At 43.9% G+C, this 17,752-nt stretch carries 14 protein-coding genes; 4 read left to right on the top strand and 10 right to left on the bottom strand.

All coding sequences use genetic code 11. The features are described from left to right. Positions 1-202: 202 nt before the first annotated feature. Positions 203-985, bottom strand: coding sequence for a Cof-type HAD-IIB family hydrolase (locus GKD17_RS18915; RefSeq protein WP_007832984.1), 783 nt, complete (start codon positions 983-985; stop codon positions 203-205). A gap of 158 nt (positions 986-1,143) precedes the next feature. On the opposite strand from GKD17_RS18915, the gene proB reads away from it, so the two are divergent. The 3 genes from proB to GKD17_RS18900 are packed head-to-tail and all read left to right on the top strand — an operon-like array spanning position 1,144 to position 4,502. Then, positions 1,144-2,226 (top strand): glutamate 5-kinase, encoded by a 1,083-nt coding sequence (gene proB, locus GKD17_RS18910; RefSeq protein WP_007832986.1) that lies wholly within the window; start codon positions 1,144-1,146, stop codon positions 2,224-2,226. A gap of 37 nt (positions 2,227-2,263) precedes the next feature. Then, a complete protein-coding gene (locus tag GKD17_RS18905) occupies positions 2,264-3,517 on the top strand; it encodes a glutamate-5-semialdehyde dehydrogenase (RefSeq protein WP_007832988.1) in 1,254 nt (417 codons plus the stop codon). A 19-nt stretch (positions 3,518-3,536) separates the two neighbouring features. After that, entirely contained in the window at positions 3,537-4,502 is a 966-nt protein-coding gene (locus GKD17_RS18900; RefSeq protein WP_007832990.1) for a Rossmann-fold NAD(P)-binding domain-containing protein, read from the top strand. A 385-nt stretch (positions 4,503-4,887) separates the two neighbouring features. Here GKD17_RS18900 and GKD17_RS18895 read toward each other — a convergent pair whose 3' ends face one another. From GKD17_RS18895 to GKD17_RS18870, 6 genes are all read right to left on the bottom strand, one after another. Beyond that, on the bottom strand, positions 4,888-5,286 hold the full coding sequence (locus GKD17_RS18895) for a rhodanese-like domain-containing protein (RefSeq protein WP_007832992.1): 399 nt from the start codon (positions 5,284-5,286) through the stop codon (positions 4,888-4,890). Between the two features lie 29 nt (positions 5,287-5,315). Next, positions 5,316-5,966, bottom strand: a complete 651-nt coding sequence (locus GKD17_RS18890; RefSeq protein WP_007832993.1) for a NigD1/NigD2 family lipoprotein — start codon at positions 5,964-5,966, stop codon at positions 5,316-5,318. Between the two features lie 58 nt (positions 5,967-6,024). Beyond that, positions 6,025-7,182 (bottom strand): 1-acyl-sn-glycerol-3-phosphate acyltransferase, encoded by a 1,158-nt coding sequence (locus GKD17_RS18885; protein WP_007832995.1) that lies wholly within the window; start codon positions 7,180-7,182, stop codon positions 6,025-6,027. 103 nt (positions 7,183-7,285) lie between these two features. Further along, positions 7,286-8,260: a D-alanine--D-alanine ligase gene (locus GKD17_RS18880; RefSeq protein ID WP_007832996.1), complete on the bottom strand. Its 975-nt coding sequence runs from the start codon at positions 8,258-8,260 to the stop codon at positions 7,286-7,288. Further along, a complete protein-coding gene (locus GKD17_RS18875) occupies positions 8,257-9,330 on the bottom strand; it encodes an RluA family pseudouridine synthase (protein WP_007856306.1) in 1,074 nt (357 codons plus the stop codon). Before GKD17_RS18875 ends, GKD17_RS18880 begins: the two co-directional genes overlap by 4 nt. An 18-nt stretch (positions 9,331-9,348) precedes the next feature. After that, positions 9,349-9,990, bottom strand: coding sequence for a PASTA domain-containing protein (locus GKD17_RS18870; protein WP_007832998.1), 642 nt, complete (start codon positions 9,988-9,990; stop codon positions 9,349-9,351). A 149-nt stretch (positions 9,991-10,139) separates the two neighbouring features. Between GKD17_RS18870 and GKD17_RS18865 the strand changes: the two genes are divergently transcribed. Then, complete coding sequence (locus GKD17_RS18865; RefSeq protein ID WP_007833000.1) at positions 10,140-11,486, top strand: threonine/serine exporter family protein; 1,347 nt, start codon at positions 10,140-10,142, stop codon at positions 11,484-11,486. Positions 11,487-11,590: 104 nt separating this feature from the next. Here the strand turns inward: GKD17_RS18865 and GKD17_RS18860 are convergent, their stop codons facing one another. From GKD17_RS18860 to GKD17_RS18850, 3 genes are all read right to left on the bottom strand, one after another. Then, on the bottom strand, positions 11,591-11,836 hold the full coding sequence (locus GKD17_RS18860) for an RNA recognition motif domain-containing protein (protein ID WP_007833002.1): 246 nt from the start codon (positions 11,834-11,836) through the stop codon (positions 11,591-11,593). A gap of 265 nt (positions 11,837-12,101) precedes the next feature. Next, positions 12,102-16,034, bottom strand: coding sequence for a hybrid sensor histidine kinase/response regulator transcription factor (locus GKD17_RS18855; RefSeq protein ID WP_032935720.1), 3,933 nt, complete (start codon positions 16,032-16,034; stop codon positions 12,102-12,104). Between the two features lie 132 nt (positions 16,035-16,166). Then, positions 16,167-17,552, bottom strand: a complete 1,386-nt coding sequence (locus tag GKD17_RS18850; protein WP_007840877.1) for a GDSL-type esterase/lipase family protein — start codon at positions 17,550-17,552, stop codon at positions 16,167-16,169. Between the last annotated feature and the right edge of the window lie 200 nt (positions 17,553-17,752).

Here is a 17,752-nt window from a genome sequence, read left to right as displayed (position 1 = left end):
TCGCAATTAATAAATATTTTGTGTAAAGATAAAGAGTTTTCTGGAAAAATGGGTCAAGAAATCAAAACAAGAAACGAATTAATAAGAAGTAAATGAATATCTTGGTACATCTTAAATTAATAAACGACATGAAAAACCTTAGTTTTGGATCTCTCATGAGGATACTCTCTGCATCATTCATTTTCTTTTCATCAAATCTTCTTTAGATTAATCCGAAATGTTTCAAAGCATTGGCTATCCCGTCTTCATCTACGGAGGTTGTCACGTAGTCGGCCACAGCTTTGACATGGGGCTCGGCATTTCCCATAGCTATCCCTGTGGTTACGTGTTTCAGCATGGGGATATCGTTGCCGCCGTCACCGAAAGCCATTGTGTCTTTCAGGTCAATGTCAAAATATGCCAGCACTTTGTCTATTCCCGTACTTTTACTGTTGCCCCGTGCAATGATATCGGCAAACAATGGATACCAGCGCATCGGTTCGCAATGAGTCAGCACTTTGCCGAATATATCTGTTTCTTTTTCCTCTTCGGCCGTAAAGTATCCCATTATTTGCAGGATATCTTTTCCACGGGCTTCTTCTATGGAGGCGACAGGGGGAACAGGAATTTCAATCAGATCGGAAACAGCCTGTACTCTGTCATTCACTTCAGTGACGAACATTTCATTGCCGTGTACAAAAACGAAAGGTACCGGATATTTCTGTTGAAAAGTTATTAGCCGTTCAATGTCTTCTTGCGGGATGCAACCTTTATAAATGGGCTGGTGGCCGGCAGTAAAACAATAGCTGCCGTTGACTGTGATATACCCGTCAAACTCTAAATCACTCAGATTGTTTATTAAACATTGTGGGCGTCCGGTGGCAATAAATATTTTAATGCCTTTATCACGAAGTGCTTTTAATGCTTCTTGGGTTGAAGCGGGAATTTTATGAGTTTCAAAAGAAACCAATGTACCGTCAATATCGAAAAAAATAGCTTTAACCATACGTTTGCCTATTGAATATTATCGTTATATATTTTCATTTTGCAAAGATGAGAATTAAAATACATGCACACAAATACGATAAAGGTTAATTTTTGGCTTATTTGACTTTACAGATTGATTTTAATATCTATATTTGTGTTTCTAAAATAACAAGAGAAATGGCAGTTCAGTTTACAAGAATAGCAGTAAAGATAGGTAGTAATGTGTTGGCGCGTAAAGACGGTACACTGGATGTGACGCGTATGTCGGCATTGGTAGACCAAGTGGCGGAATTGCGCAAAGCCGGAGTGGAAGTCATTCTGATTTCATCTGGGGCGGTAGCTTCGGGACGCAGCGAGATCAAACCTTCCAAAAAATTAGATAGTGTGGAGCAAAGGCAACTTTTCTCGGCGGTGGGGCAGGCAAAGCTGATCAACCGTTACTATGAGCTGTTTCGTGAACACGGTATTCCCGTCGGGCAGGTGCTGACTACGAAAGAAAGTTTTGGCACGCGCCGTCATTACCTGAACCAGCGCAACTGTATGATGGTGATGCTGGAGAACGGTGTCATACCTATCGTAAATGAGAATGATACTATTTCGGTCACCGAACTGATGTTTACAGACAATGACGAACTTTCGGGAATGATCGCTTCTATGATGGATATGCAGGCATTAATCATACTGAGCAATATTGACGGCATATACAATGGCTCTCCTTCTACCCTCGGTACGCAGGTGATACGGGAGGTGGAGCAGGGAAAGGATCTTTCGGACTATATACAGACGGAGAAATCGGGCTTTGGCCGGGGCGGTATGCTGACAAAGACTACCATTGCCCGCAAAGTGGCCGATGAGGGTATCACAGTCATTATAGCCAATGGCAAGAAAGACAATATTCTGGTCGATTTACTGCAACATCCGGCAGGGACAGTCTGTACGCGCTTTATTCCGGCAGAAGGCGGAGTATCCAGCGTGAAGAAGTGGATTGCCCACAGCGAAGGCTTTGCGAAAGGCGAGTTGCATTTGAACGAACAGGCCGTGAAAGTGTTGAAAGGACATAAGGCGGTAAGCCTGCTTCCTGTGGGAGTGGTCCGCATAGAAGGGGAATTTGAAAAAGATGATATAGTGAAAATCATAGACCACCGGGGCAGGCAGATAGGAGTGGGACGCATCGGATTTGATTCGGCAGAAGCACGTGCATTGCAGGGGAAACATGGGCAGAAACCTATGGTACACTATGATTATTTGTATTTGGACTGATGCGGTGTGGTAATGATTTAGATAAAATGAAGTGACTATGGAACAGATAAAAGATATTTTTAAACAGGTGCGGCAGGCAAAAGGATCTCTTGCTTTCTGCAAGGAGGAGATCATCAATGACACTTTGTATGCATTGGCCGACAGGGTGGAGGCTGCTACGGATCGGATTCTGGAAGAGAACGCCAAAGATTTGGCGGCGATGGATCCCTTAAATCCCAAATATGACCGTTTGAAACTGACGGCGGAACGTATTCGCGCTATAGCTGGAGGCATACGGCAAGTAGCCACGTTGCCTTCTCCGTCGGGGAGAATACTGAATGAGACTGTGCGTCCCAATGGCATGAAGCTGACCAAGGTAAGTGTGCCTTTTGGGGTGATAGGCATTATTTATGAAGCTCGTCCTAATGTGACTTTGGATGTGTTTGCACTTTGTTTCAAGTCAGGCAACGCTTGTATATTAAAAGGGGGAAGCGATGCCGATTTCTCCAACCGTATTCTGGTGGAGATTATCCGGAATACATTGCTGGATGTAGCCCACTTGTCTCCTTATCTGGTGGCATTGTTGCCGGCAGGACATGACTCGGCTGATGCACTGCTCCATGCCCGTGGCTATGTGGATTTGATTATTCCCCGGGGCGGCAAGGGGCTGATAGATTATGTGCGGCAGAACGCCACGATTCCCGTTATCGAGACAGGAGCTGGTGTGTGTCATGTTTATTTTGACAAGGATGGTGATGTGGCGAAGGGAGCCGTCATTATCCGTAATGCCAAGACACGTCGTGTCAGCGTGTGCAACGCATTGGACTGCCTGATTGTAGATGTGAACCGGCTGACCGACCTTTCCACTCTTTGTAGCGATTTGCAGCAGGACAACGTGGAAATCTATGCCGATGACTTGTGTTATAATTATCTGAAAACTTCTTACCCTTCCCACTTGCTGAAACATGCTTCTACGGATACTTTCGGAACAGAGTTTCTGGACTACAAAATGGCAGTGACGGCGACTATGACCATACAGGCGGCTGTGGCCCACATTTCTATTTATGGTTCGGGACATAGTGAATGTATTGTGACGGAGAATGACCGGGCGGCCGATTATTTTATGAAGATGGTGGATGCGGCTTGTGTTTATGTGAATGTGCCTACTTCGTTTACCGATGGAGGTGAGTTCGGATTGGGAGCGGAAATAGGTATCAGCACGCAGAAGCTTCACGCCCGTGGTCCGATGGGCCTGGAGGAACTGAACACATACAAGTGGATTATTCAGGGGGATGGACAAATAAGACAATAATAATATAAATGAAAGGATTATGAGATACTTTACAAACGTACATGATTTGGGCGACTTGAAGAGTGCCCTTGCCGAAGCTTTCGAAATCAAGAAAGACCGCTACAAATATGAAACCCTGGGAAAGCATAAGACTTGTCTGTTGATTTTCTTCAACAACAGTCTGCGTACCCGTTTGAGTACCCAGAAGGCAGCTCGTAATTTGGGGATGGATGTGATTGTACTCGATGTGAATCAAGGTGCATGGAAGCTGGAAACAGAGCGCGGTGTCATTATGGATGGCGATAAGAGTGAACATTTGCTGGAGGCTATTCCGGTGATGGCTTCTTATTGTGATATCATCGGTGTGCGTTCGTTCGCTCATTTTGAGAACCGCGAGGATGATTATACTGAAAAGATTCTGAATCAGTTCATAAAATATTCCGGCAAGCCTGTATTCTCCATGGAAGCCGCTACCGGTCATCCGTTGCAGGCTTTCGCCGACCTGATTACTATTGAAGAATATAAAAAGAAAGACCGTCCCAAGGTGGTATTGACTTGGGCGCCGCACCCGCGTGCATTACCTCAGGCTGTACCTAACTCGTTTGCCGACTGGATGAACGAGGCCGATGTGGATTTTGTCATCACTCATCCCGAAGGCTATGAGCTAGACCCGAAGTTTGTCCGTGGCGCGAAGGTGGAATATAACCAGATGAAAGCTTTTGAAGGGGCTGACTTTATTTATGCCAAGAACTGGGCATGTCCCGGTGTCACCCATCCTGCCGACTATGGAAAGATCCTGAGCAAGGATATGAGTTGGACGGTAGATGCGGCGCACATGGCAGTGACAAACAATGCTTTCTTTATGCATTGTCTGCCGGTGAGAAGAAACATGATTGTGACCGATGAGGTGATTGAAGCTCCTACTTCGTTGGTTATTCCTGAAGCGGCCAACCGGGAAATTTCTGCTACAGTTGTTTTAAAGAGAATGCTGGAAGGGTTGGAATAACCGGCAGTCGGAATGACGTATGCTTCCTTTTTTATTTATCGTTTCACCTGTGTGATGAAACAGTATCACCCATGTGATGAAAATTGATCACCTTAGTGATAAAACTTCATCACTAAGGTGAAACGATAAGCCTAAAAAGGACAGCATAGTGATTTCTATCGGACGAAAAACTGTGTGTATCCTTGGCTTGATTATAAGACAGTGCGTGGCAAGATTGCCATTCAAGAGGAAAAGGTATCGCTTCGGAAATAGAAGACCGGACGGGGACTCTGGAACAAACTTACAGAGATGAAGAATTTATGAAGGATTGAAAAAAAATCCTTCATAATAAGTGACAGTAAATCAACTTGCTAAACCATAATGAAGAATTTGAAGGAAAAAACGGTTAAAAACTTATTTCCTTCCCTAATTCCTTCCAGTCTAGGATACCCTTATCCAGATTATACACTTTGAATCCTTTTTTTACCAAAATATTGGCCGCATTGCGGCTGCGCCTTCCACTTTTGCAATAAACGGCTACGGGACGGTCTTTTTGAAGAAGCTTCTCGATGTTTGTACCAAACTCATTGTCCAATACATTGATATTGATGCTGCCCGGTATATGGCCTTCGGAATATTCGGCTACCGTGCGTACATCAATCAGTTGGATGGTCTTGTCCTGTATCATTTCCTCAAACTGGTCAGAGGAAAGATTCTTGAATTTGTCACTGTCTTTGCCGGTACATGCCCATAATCCTAGTGAGAATGCGCAGATGAAGAATATGAAATAAATGGTCTTTATCATAAAATGGAATGTTTTGATGTTTTTGTTTGCTAAAAATAAAAGATACGACTGGTCATACCTTCTTTATAAGTATGGATGTTGAATACAATCTTATCGCCTTTATGCAGTTTGCCGGCGTATGCCCATAAGGGAACAGACAGATAGACTTTACGGTTGAAACCTTCGATGTCATTATTCCTGTCATGATAGAGTGTCAAGTATAATGTTTGTTCTCCATCTTTGTTCTCCAGTTTGTTCTCAATAAAGTGATAGCCGTGCTTCTGATCTTTGACTTTGACTTGTAAAATCAGGTTCAGGTAATTCCCACCCCGCCAGATGCTTTGAATGGCCACCGGATCGGTCTTTATCTCCTTGAATTTAGATTCGGGCAAGGGAACAGGAGAAATAACCAGTTGGGTATTGTAAAGTATGGCTTCTTTTTCTGCTTCTTCCGAGTCTGTCAATGGAGCGTACATGGTAACCGTGCGGTACGTGGTGTCTGGTGCCAGTCCGTCAAGACCGGTACGTGACTGGATGCGCCACTCTGTCCCTTCGTCCGTTATCAGATATCGTCCGGTTCCTGTATGATCGGTTTTCAAGTCGATCATATCTGTCAGAACATTGGGATATACATAATCGTCTTCACCGCACGCGCCGAGAAGCAAAGAAGCTAGAAAAGATAAAATAACGACTTTCCTCATGTTTGTAATTTTCTTTTTCAGGGTGGACTGTAAAATCCACCCTTTACGGTAAACGTTCTTATCCTTTTGCCGCTTTCAGGTAATTGATGAGCGGATTGGCATACATAGTCAGCAAAGCATGGCGCAGGAAAGAGGCATCTTTATTGTGAAGGTCTACTTTGGCAATCTGTTGTTCCATGTAGTTTTCAAAATGCTCTTTTTCTTCTTCTGTGTACTCGGCCGTGAAACGGTTGTCTCCCATCAAGAGGTCACACGCCACATAATTACCTGCAAACAAGCGGTAACTGCTGTGTATATGCCGGTCTATGGTTTCCGATATGGCGGTAAACAAATCACATTTAGGCAAATTGTGTTCTTTCAGTTCGTCCAGTTCATGATTCAGACAGGCGGAAGTCTGGAAATGGATGCGTCCTTTGTATCCGTAAAGGCCGGTCTGCATATTGATCAGGTCGTCTTCGGGACTTTTCTGGAAATAGGGATCATCCCGTTTCTGTTGTAATTCCTTGGCTTTCAGGAAATCGCATGGGTCATATTCATAAGAGATAGCGAGCGGAACGATGTTCAGTTCTTTCAGTCTTTCGGTGACATCGCCTTCACCTGCCATGGCCATCATTTTCAATACACTGTCTTGGGTACGGTCATTGGAATCTTTGGCACGTCCCTGACGTTGCGCTATCCATAAATTCTCATGTTTTTCCTTCATGGCGAAATGCATGTAGCGCGACATCAAAGCAGATGCTTCCAGTTTCTGCCGCATGTTGAGGCCGCGTTTCACGATGAATGATTTATTGACACGTACCAGCTTATGAATCCATGGGTAGATGAGCAGGTTGTCGCCGATGGCGATTTCTACGGTGGTCATTCCTTTGTCTATCAGTAGGATAGATAGAAAAGCCGAATCCAGAATAATGTCACGATGATTGGAGATGAAAGTGTAGTTCCGGGTTAAGTCAGACAAGGCGGAACAGTCGAATGTCAGTCCGTTGGCTGTTTTTTTCACCAAATCCCATAACAGTCCGTAAAAGAACGCTTTTTGGAATTCCAGGTTTGTTTTGCATTGACGCATCTTCATGGCAAGACCTTCGAAAGGTACGCCCGGCATAACAGACTCTACCACTGTCCGGAAAACGGGGTCAGCGATTAATTCTTCATAGATTTGCGGTAACTCTTCGGGAGTGTACGGACGAATCTCGTTAAATTCAGCTGGTATGTTCATAATTTATAAGGGTTAGTCAGTGATGAGTGGCCAGTGGTTAGTGGTTAATAGGCTGCATTATGTGCCGCATGGATATTAATCACTAACCGCTAATCACGAACCACTAAAATTTATTTTCTATAATGTCAGTCATCACATCTTTTATATCCAATCCTGCGGCACGCACCTGTTGGGGAATGAAGCTGGTAGCTGTCATGCCCGGGGTGGTATTGATTTCGAGCAAGTTTACTTTTTCGCCTTCGGTAATGATATAGTCAATGCGGATAAGGCCGGAACACCCCAGAATGTCATAAATGGCCGAAGTGAGCAGACGTACACGTTCGGCTATATCTTCGGGCAGGCGGGCAGGGGTGATTTCCTGTGATTCTCCATTGTATTTGGCTCCATAGTCAAAGAATTCGTTGGCACTCACCACCTCGGTGATGGGGAATACCACTTCCTTGTCCGAGGTCTTGTAACAGCCGCAGGTGATTTCCGTTCCTCTCATAAAGGCTTCAATCATTACTTCGTCACTTTCCTTGAAAGCTTTTTCGATGGCGGGTTGTATATCTTCCTTAGTCTTTACTTTGGTGACACCGAAGCTGGAACCGCCGGCGTTGGGTTTGATGAAACAAGGCAGACCAATTTTGTTGATTACTTCTTCGTCTGTAATTTCAAACCCTTTACGCAGGATCAGTGATTCGGCTACGCGGATACCGAAGCCTTTCAGGTATTGGTTGCAGGTGAATTTATTGAAAGTCATGGCAGATACCAGTACGTTACAACTGGAGTAGGGAATTCCTAACAGGTCGAAGTAACCTTGCAGGATACCGTTTTCCCCCGGAGTTCCGTGGATGGTGATGTAGGCGAAGTCGAAATGTTTCTTTTCGCCGTTCTCCATGAAACTGAAATCATTACGGTCTATCGGGGTTTTGGAACCGTCCGGAAGGACTACTTCCCACCGATGCCCTTCCATCTCTACTATATATAGGTTATAACGCTCTTTGTCAATGAAAGAGTAAAGTCCCTGTGCACTGCGCAGGGAAACGACAAGTTCACTGGAATCTCCTCCGGCTACTATGGCAATAGTACGTTTCATAGTTCTTCTCTGTTACTGATATAGTTTCTCCACTTGTCTATCAGGTTTGTCATATCCTCGGGCAGCGGAGAGGTGAAGAACATCTCTTCGCCTGTACGGGGATGGACAAAGCCCAGCGTCATGGCGTGTAATGCCTGGCGGGGGCAGGTCTCGAAACAGTTGTTTACGAATTGTTTGTATTTACTAAAATGAGTTCCTTTTAAAATTTCGTTTCCGCCATAACGCTCATCATTGAACAGCGTGTGCCCGATGTGCTTCATGTGGACACGTATCTGGTGGGTGCGTCCCGTTTCAAGCACACACTCTACCAGCGTGACATAGCCCAGACGTTCCAGTACCCGGTAGTGGGTGACGGCGTGCTTTCCTTGGGCGGGGTCACTCAGTACAGCCATTTGCATGCGGTCTTTGGGGTTGCGCCCTATATTCCCTTCTATGGTTCCTTCGTTATTTTCTACGATACCCCATACCAGAGCATTGTATTTACGTTTAGTGGTCTTGTTGTAGAACTGAAGTCCCAGATGAGTCTTGGCATCGGGGGTCTTGGCTACCACGAGCAGGCCCGAGGTGTCTTTGTCTATACGGTGGACTAATCCCACTTGCGGATCGTTAGGGTCGTATCTGGGGTTGTCTTTCAGATGCCATGCTATGGCGTTGACCAGCGTACCGTGGTAGTTTCCGCATCCCGGATGCACTACCAGTCCGGCCGGTTTGTTGATTACCATCAAATCGTTGTCCTCATAGACTATATCCAGTGGAATATCTTCGGGAATGATATCATTATCATAACGTGGACGGTCCATCATCACCGTCAGCACGTCGCAAGGCTTTACTTTATAACTGCTTTTCACCGGTTTGCCGTTCGCCATGATGAGGCCGGCGTCGGCAGCCTTCTGAATACGGTTGCGCGAAGAGTTGACAAGCCGTTCGAACAAATATTTGTCCACGCGCACCTGTGACTGTCCTTTGTCTACTACTACACGGAAATGTTCATACAGTTCGGCGGGGTTGTCCACTACCGGTTCCACATCATCCAGTGTGTCGTCTAGTTCATCCACATATTCTTCTCTCATCATCACTGTGTGTTAAGTTTAAAACCAGGATTCGTCTACCACAGGTTTGTCATCGTTCGCAGTTCCGGATTCATTTACCAATGCAGAATCTTCGGGCATGGTTTCATTGCCGTTGCCTACCGTGAGGGTCAGTACGGCTTCGTGAGGAATCTTTTCTCCGGCTTTCAAGTCGCGTCCTCGGTATTTTATGCTGTATACCCAGTCTTTTTCGCCGCTGATATATTCGGGTTCGGTTATTTTAAAACCTAACGCACGTAATTTAGCTTCGGCTTGGCGGAGAGAACTATTATCCATGATATCGGGAATGGCTACCTTGGGGGCGCTGTCTGCATTGACGGTCAGATAGACGGTTCTGCCCGACTTCACCTTGGAGCCACCGGCGGGATTCTGTTCCAAAATAGCACCGGGGGCTATTCCTTTTACATAGCTGGAGTCTATGACGATTGATTTTAGTGACTGCTTGTCGAGTTCATTTTCTGCAATCCGCAGATTCATTCCTTTTACATCGGGCACTACCACTGCTTCGCCGTGGCGTGTATAGTTGTCCAGCCATTGAAGGGTTCCCAAAGGTGCTGCCACAATGACCACTACCATCGCTATCAGATTGAGCCAGAAGAAGCGGTTATTCTTGAATGAAAAGAATTCTTTGAATGTTACCATATCTAACTTAATTATTTCGGGTCAAAGATACGACAATTTCATTTCTGTTCCTACATTTAGTTATGAATATCATATACTTTTTGTACCTTTGCATCCCGAAAAAACAACCTGTTTCCTGTCAGAGTAAATAAAATTGAGGTAAAAAGAAGATGAACGAGACAACAAATGAACAAGAGGTGCTGTTATTGCGCCGTAAACTAGACCTTTTATTACGTACCGGCAAGCTGCTGATGGAGAGCGCGGCAGACACTAACCGAATTGAAAGAAACATGAAGCGCGTGGCCGCTTATCTGGGTATTCCGGAAGAGAAACTGCATATTGATATCCGGTGGACGATGCTGATGGTCAATGTGAGTGACGAGAAGCACTCTTTTTCCAAGTTTCAGAAATGCGAGAAACATGGTATCAATATGGAAGCCATTTCAAAAATCAGTAAACTTTCGTGGCGTGCCATTGAGCAGGATTATTCATTGGATAAATACGAGGAAGAACTTGAGAAGATTGCTCGTCAGGAGCGTAATTATACCCCTTATGTCGTGGCAATCTGTACCGGGTTTGCTTGTGGAGGGTTCTGCAAGTTGTTTGGTGGTGACTGGATTGCTTTTCTGATTACGGCTATTTGTACTTTTGTGGGGTTCCGTACCCGTGCCCGTTGCATTGAGTTCGGTATCAATGTATATATGAGTATTGCGATCTCTGCATTTTTATGTACTTGTCTGGCTTATGCGTTTTCTTTTTCCGGTTTATCTTCCACTCCGTATCATCCGTTGCTGGCCTGTACTTTATATATAGTACCCGGTGTGCCGCTGATAAATTTTGTGGACGATATGATTGACAATCACTTGTTGGTAGGTATTACGCGTGCAGCCAACACGGTAATGATGGTAGGAGGCATGGCGTTTGGTATCGCTTTTGCCTTGAGGCTGCTGGTGATGAATGATGTGACTATCGACCAGAAGTTCAGTGAACTGAGTATGGTGCCGCACGATGCTTATTGGGTATATGCTGTTGCGGCTGCAATTGCGGCTATGGGATTCGCTACTATTTTTAATGTGCAGAGACGTTTGTTGTGGGTGGTGGCTGTAGGTGGAATTATTGCAGTATGCACCCGTAACTTTGTAAACTTTGAATTAGGATATGGTCCGGTGATCGGTTCGTTTATGGGAAGCTTTGTCGTGAGTTTGATAGCTGTCAAAGCCGTTCATTGGTTTCATGTCCCTAATCATGTGCTGACTATTCCTTCTGTCATTCCGATGGTACCTGGTGTCTTGATGTATCGTTCGTTGCTGGCGCTTATCAATATGCGTGGAGTGGTAGGGGAAGTGACACTTGCTTTTTCCAATGGTATTAACTCGGCGCTTATTATTTTCTGTATAGCTTTGGGGGTAGCTGTTCCTAATATTTTTGCCCGGCGTTACATTGCTAAGGACCGTCAGCGTTTCCTTACACAGATGTTGGCAGAACGCAGAGCTCGTGGTAAATTTATTGAGTGGTAGCAGGTGTATGTTTACGAAGTAGTATTCATTAAAACTTGATAGACAAAGAAAAAGGATTTTCCATTGCGGAAAATCCTTTTTCTTTGTCTATCAAGTTTATGCTATTAATTTCTGGGTAAGGCTTCTTTTACTACCATTGGACGGCCGGCATATTCTACACCGTTCAACTGTTTGATAGCGTTTGAGGCTTCTGAAGTTTCCGGCATTTCGACAAAAGCGAAACCTTTTGATCTTCTTGTATCACGGTCAACGATTAACTTGACTGAGCCTACTGTTCCATACTCTTCCATAACTTCTCTCAAATCTACTTCCTTAACGTTGTAGCTAAGGTTTCCAACATACATATTCATAACTGTCAATATAAAAAATTAATAATCTAACAACGAAATTTCAAGAAGCTCTAAATCAGGAATGAATATACTCAATGTGGGTAACTGAGAAGATACATGATGAGAATAAAACTAGAATAAATCTCTAATTGTTTGTTGGACAAAGTAAGCTCTTTCATTTGGATTATGCACTATATTTCTGCTTTTATTCCATATTATATATCATTTATTATTATAAATGGTCGGAAATTAACACAATATGGAATGAAAACAGGGTTTTATGGGGTTATTGAGTGCTGACAGGCGGTTTCTCCCTGTATTGAGTAGGGGAGCAACCTGTATGCTGTTTGAATACAGTACTGAAATATCTGGCGGTTGAGAATCCTGTCTTATCTGCTATGTCATTGACGCTGAGTTCTGTATGGAGAATAAGCCAGATAGCTCTCTCCATACGTATTTGGGTTATATAGTCATTGGCTCCCATATCTGTCAATGCTTTTAGCTTATTGTATAAAGAAGCTCTGCTGATTCCTATTTTGTCGCAAATGAATGGAATACCCAACTGTTCGTTATCCAGATGTTCTGTGATTATCTGGTTCAGGCGATTTAAAAATTCTTCATCGGCAGAACTGAAGGTGCCTTCCTCGGGTGGCGGCAGAGGGCCGATGTCTGTATAACGGGTACGCATCCGTTCCCGGTTATGCAGTTGGCTACAGATAATCGCATATAGCATACTTACTTCAAAAGGTTTTGTGACGTAGGCGTCTGCTCCGTTTTTATAACCATATAGTTGGCTTTCTTCGTCATTACGTGCAGTGAGCAGTATAACCGGGATATGGCTTATTTCCAAATCTTCTTTTATTTGTTTACATAGCTCATAGCCGTTCATACGGGGCATTTGGATATCGCTTACAACTATATGAGGACGTTTTTTCCGGCAAAGACGCAATGCTTCCTCTCCATCGGCGGCTACCCATATTGTTTTAAACCGGTCTTTCAGGGCTGTTGCCAGATAATCGGTCAGGTCTTTGTTGTCATCTACTACTAATAAGGTATGGTTTGGGGCTGTTTTATTTTCTTCCTGTTGTTTGGGAATACTTTCTGTTTCTTGCGTGGGTGCCAGAAGTGTATTCAGATATTCTTGTGGGTGCAGCGTGATATTTCCCGGTTCGGTATTTAATGGAAGTTCGAACCAGAAAGTGGCTCCCGGGCTTCCGAAATTCTTGTTGTCGTAGGCTCCAATGTTGCCTCCGTGTTGTTCGACCAGTATTTTAGAATAGGACAATCCGATTCCTGTGCCGGGACGACTGTTGTTGCCTTGGTAAAAGCGGACAAAGAGATTGTTGGTATCCACATCTTTCAGTCCCGGACCTTGGTCGGAAATGGATATGCGTACTCTTGTCTTGTCTTCCGACAAACGGGTTGAAATACTGATTGTACTCTCATCGGGAGTATATTTCAATGCGTTAATTAATAGATTGGTCAGGATAGTGGTACATTTTTCTTTGTCGAAGCACAAGGTCTGAATCTCCGGTTCAGGTTGATAGACGAGCGTGATGCCCCTGACGGAGGCTTCTGGTTTAAAATCGGAAATCAGTTGCTCTGCCCATTCATCCAATTGTATGCTCTGGACATGGAGTGTGCTTTGTCCTACTTCCATCTTGCGAACATTCAGAACAGTATTCAGAATGTTCTTCATCCGTTCAGATTGTTTACAGATGCTTTGGATCAACGGATAATTTTCGTTGTCGGCGGTAAGTTTATCCATTAGTTGTTTCAAGGGTGCATGTATCAAGGTCAGTGGAGTCCGGAACTCATGGCTGATATTGATAAGAAAGCGTACTTTTTCTTCGTATACCTGCTGCTCATGTTCTTTCATTGCCCACTTTAACTTGGTTTCTTTGTTACGCAATAACAGGATGAAAATGAGGATAACGCTAACGAAGATAAAAAGGGTGCAACTTAGGATGAACCAGCCAGATTTATACCAAGGAGGCAGTACTATCAGGGTAAGAATATCATAGTCTGCTGTCCAGTCACCGTTGCGGGTACTGCAGGCGGCTTTTATGTGATAACTGCCTGTTGGCAGGCTGCTTAAGTTTATTTCCGGTAAATAAGAATAGATGTTTTGTCCGTTCAGTCCTGTAATGGTGTATCTATACATGGGTTTGCGGAAAATATCCTTATTACGGGTGATGATTTTGATGATGATCGGTTTGCTTTTTTCATTGACACTGAGTTGGTGGTCATTTGATATCCGGTCGTAGACACGTTCTCCGCCCACTAGGATGTCGGCCAGTTGAAGAGTGGGGAGAAGTGCCGGTTCGTCAGGTAAGTGCCGGTTGATATGTAGTAAGCCGTTTACACCTCCCATATAGATATCTCCGGATGAAGAGAGTAACCGGGGTTTCTCCAGATATTCGTTTTGTACCACTCCGTCCGGTTCACCGAATAAGATGAATTTCTTTTCTTTAATCAGATATGCGAATAATTTTTCTTCCGTTCCTATCCATACACGCCCTTGCCGGTCACAAATGAGTGAGCTTATTTCATTAATCAGGGTATTGGGGACAAGGGTGTATTGCTTGGTAACCGGATTATAATAACTTAAACCATAGTTACTGCCTATCCATAGCAATCCGTTCTCGTCTAGTGAGACAGAATTGAACACGGTGTCTGTTTGACAGGTAAATATAAGCTCCAGTTCGTTGAGGCTGGAGTTGATTTTATAGATATGTTCCAAATCGTGCAGATAGCAATCCTCTCCTGTGCTGTTTATGGGTAACAATGTACCGACAATATCAGTGATGCCTTTTCCTTTGGTGATGGGAATGAATTGCTTTTTACCAATATGGTATTTATAAGGTGTTTCGGATAACATCAAAATGGTTTCAGGAGTATTTTGATATACATTGACTGTTTTTCCCCGATGGCATAAAATATCATTAATGCTGTCGTTGATAATGACAAGTGGCTGATATCGGTGGGTTTCTTTATGAAAGACAAACAAGCCTTGGCTGAATAGCGAAACCAGTAGATGGTTTTTGTCCATGCCGGTGATGGAAGCTACCTTTTCTTCCCAGGTAGAAAGTATGTGATGAAACTTTCCGGTGGCCGGGTCGAAGAGGTTGATACCGCCTCCGTCTGTTCCGATCCATATTTGGTTGTCATTGTCTTGATAAATGGACAGGATTGTTTTCTCGCTCAGCCCGTAATTCTGTCCCGGCAGCACGTCTTGATAAGTTTTCATTCCTACCTCTTTAATATTGATTAATCCATTGCGTACACTTCCCGCCCACATATTGTTGCTTTTGTCGTTATATAGACAAAGAATAGAGTTGGCAGGCAAGGAGTAACGATCTCCCGGAATATACCTCAATGTCGATATCTTGCCGGTCTGCGGATTGAGAATATGGATTCCTCCGCCGTCTGTACCCATCCATATTTGTCCATTATGCTCTTCTAATGATAGCACTACATTGGTTTTGAGAGGAGAATTTTGTGTATGATAGGTCTGTAATTGTTTTCCATTACGGCCATAACAGCTTACTCCCTGATTGTAATGAGCTACCCATACATTTCCTTTTCTATCAATCAACAATGAGATAATCTGTTCACTGTTGAAGGGAACAGGACGGGTGTTGCCCGTAGCGATATCAATAAATAAAGCTTTTGCCCATCGGTTGGTGGCTAGGAGAGTGTGGGAATCCCATTGGTAAAGATTGGAAATATGATACTTGCCGTTCGGTTTCAACGTATGGAACAGGTTGATAATATGGTCTTCATAGTTGTATTTATATAGTCTTCCTCTTCCCCCGAAGATTACTCCGTCCTCCCATAGGCAAAGAGAACTGGCTATTACCGGATTGTTGTCTTTATCCCGCACAAGGATAAAATTGTCTTCTATTTCATTGTAGCGGAATACTCCCTTTTCTGTGATGACCCAAATGGTATGTTCTTCATCTTCCAAAATATGTGTGACATTACCGCGCAGATATCTTCGCTGTTCGTAACCGTCGAATCGTCCGATTCCTGAGCGTGTCCCTATCCAGACATATCCTTTTTCCTGACTGACTTCCATACAGCGTACCATGGAGGAAAGTCCGTTTTGAGAGGGAATTTGTTGGAAAAAGTATTGTTTGGCTTCTGATATAGAATGTAATAGAATGAATAGAAGGAGCAAGGACAGGATTCGTATGTTGTGGGCAGATGTTTTCATTACTTACTCAAGGTTTGGGAACAAAAATAGTTGATTGTCTTGAATAACACAACAAAAAGACGATGAATAATGTGGACAACCGATAAAAATCTCTTTTTTGCTGATTAATCCCTGTCTGCTCCTTCGTTTCCTTTATTTTTTTATAGCATCATAAACAGCTTTTGCCATCACCTTCGCTCCTTCTTCATTGGGATGGATATGATCGGGGAATAATTCCGGCATTCCATCCATTGCGCTGTGAAGGTCAATGACAGGCAGCTTGTTTTTCTTGGCAACCTTCTTAATCATAGGTATAATCTCTTTTGAGATGATATCATCATTAATGCTTTCTCCGGTAAGATATGCCTTTGAAGGATAGCATAGATAGATTTCAGGTTGTGAGGGAAGGGCTTTAAAGGCGTCAATCATGGTCTGTGTATCTTTTATGAAATCTGCTTTATATACCCAGTTAAATGACTTGCTGTCATTAGTTCCTAGTTTGATAACAACGATATTGGGGTTGAACGCCAATGCTTGTTGATAAGCTTGTTCTTTCATATAAGGGTGATCACCTTTATTCAGCATAGTACGTGCGCTGACTCCAAAGTTTTTCACCCAGTATTTATCTCCTAACAAACGGCCTAGAACGGCGGGGTAGCTGTCGTGGCTCCGGTTTTTGATTCTTGCTCCGTAAGTAATGCTGTTGCCTACACAGGCTACACGGACAGCATCTTTACGGGGAGCTTTGAAACTGCGCAACCAGGCAGATAAATCGTTTAACATCTCATTCTTGTAAATGAAGTTTTCGCGGATACCCCAGCCATGTCCGCCACTGGCATAAATATGGAGTACGGCTGGTACATGATTCTTGTGTAGCCCTAGGTAATAATTTACTCCATTGGCAGGAGGAACTGTCTTGTCATCGTCACTGTAGGCGATAAAGGCGCGGGGAGTTTCTTTGGTTACTTGTTTCTCATTGGAAAATTCGGTTTCCAGTTCGGCGGAAGCGTCTTTACCTAAAAGATTATCGTGAGACCCTATGTGAGTATAGGATTTATCCATGGTGATGACAGGATAGAATAGGATTTGAAAGTTAGGGCGGAGTTCGGGGCGGGTATGTGTGGCGATGGTTGAAGCTAGATGCCCTCCGGCAGAGGAGCCCATTATACCTATATCATATGGATTCAGATTCCATACATCGGCACTGTCGCGTGCCATTTTCATGGCAGCTTCGGCGTCCGAGATGGGGAGAGTGCGGTCACCATGAGGCATCCTATATTTCAGTACAATCAGTGCGATGCCTTGTTTGTTGAAGTAAGGTGCCCAGTCATAGCCTTCGTGGTTGACAGCCAGTCCGCCATATCCGCCACCCGGACAGGCTACTATGGCACGGCCTGTCGCTAGCTCGGGAGCCGGAAGGAAGACGCGGAGCGAAGGGGTGTCAATATCAAACGGTTGGGGAGCCTTTTGGGCGGCCAAGGGAAAAGAGGCTGATAAGAAGAACAGCAGGATTGTTAAAATAGAAAGTTTTAGTTTCATAATATATTGATTAATGGATAAAAACATATTTGGAGATACAAAGATACTTGTTTTTGTATTTGGGTCGGTTGTCATTGTCTTTAAAAAAACAATAGCCAGGTTTCCGACTTTGTTTATTCCTCCTCCAAAATTGACTATTTCTCGGTGAAATGGACCTTTTTAGCTAATTTTGGACTTAAAAATAGTGATTATTGTACCTC

This window comes from Phocaeicola dorei (genome assembly GCF_013009555.1).
Classification (GTDB): domain Bacteria; phylum Bacteroidota; class Bacteroidia; order Bacteroidales; family Bacteroidaceae; genus Phocaeicola; species Phocaeicola dorei.
Note: the sequence above shows the minus strand (reverse complement) of the source record. Positions and strands in the feature narration are given on the sequence as shown.

What these genes read in the sequence shown, in the direction of transcription:
- GKD17_RS18915 (WP_007832984.1), bottom strand. Translation starts at nt 985, where the DNA reads ATGGTTAAAGCTATTTTTTTCGATATTGACGGTACATTGGTTTCTTTT.
- proB (WP_007832986.1), top strand. Translation starts at nt 1,144, where the DNA reads ATGGCAGTTCAGTTTACAAGAATAGCAGTAAAGATAGGTAGTAATGTG.
- GKD17_RS18905 (WP_007832988.1), top strand. Translation starts at nt 2,264, where the DNA reads ATGGAACAGATAAAAGATATTTTTAAACAGGTGCGGCAGGCAAAAGGA.
- GKD17_RS18900 (WP_007832990.1), top strand. Translation starts at nt 3,537, where the DNA reads ATGAGATACTTTACAAACGTACATGATTTGGGCGACTTGAAGAGTGCC.
- GKD17_RS18895 (WP_007832992.1), bottom strand. Translation starts at nt 5,286, where the DNA reads ATGATAAAGACCATTTATTTCATATTCTTCATCTGCGCATTCTCACTA.
- GKD17_RS18890 (WP_007832993.1), bottom strand. Translation starts at nt 5,966, where the DNA reads ATGAGGAAAGTCGTTATTTTATCTTTTCTAGCTTCTTTGCTTCTCGGC.
- GKD17_RS18885 (WP_007832995.1), bottom strand. Translation starts at nt 7,182, where the DNA reads ATGAACATACCAGCTGAATTTAACGAGATTCGTCCGTACACTCCCGAA.
- GKD17_RS18880 (WP_007832996.1), bottom strand. Translation starts at nt 8,260, where the DNA reads ATGAAACGTACTATTGCCATAGTAGCCGGAGGAGATTCCAGTGAACTT.
- GKD17_RS18875 (WP_007856306.1), bottom strand. Translation starts at nt 9,330, where the DNA reads ATGAGAGAAGAATATGTGGATGAACTAGACGACACACTGGATGATGTG.
- GKD17_RS18870 (WP_007832998.1), bottom strand. Translation starts at nt 9,990, where the DNA reads ATGGTAACATTCAAAGAATTCTTTTCATTCAAGAATAACCGCTTCTTC.
- GKD17_RS18865 (WP_007833000.1), top strand. Translation starts at nt 10,140, where the DNA reads ATGAACGAGACAACAAATGAACAAGAGGTGCTGTTATTGCGCCGTAAA.
- GKD17_RS18860 (WP_007833002.1), bottom strand. Translation starts at nt 11,836, where the DNA reads ATGAATATGTATGTTGGAAACCTTAGCTACAACGTTAAGGAAGTAGAT.
- GKD17_RS18855 (WP_032935720.1), bottom strand. Translation starts at nt 16,034, where the DNA reads ATGAAAACATCTGCCCACAACATACGAATCCTGTCCTTGCTCCTTCTA.
- GKD17_RS18850 (WP_007840877.1), bottom strand. Translation starts at nt 17,552, where the DNA reads ATGAAACTAAAACTTTCTATTTTAACAATCCTGCTGTTCTTCTTATCA.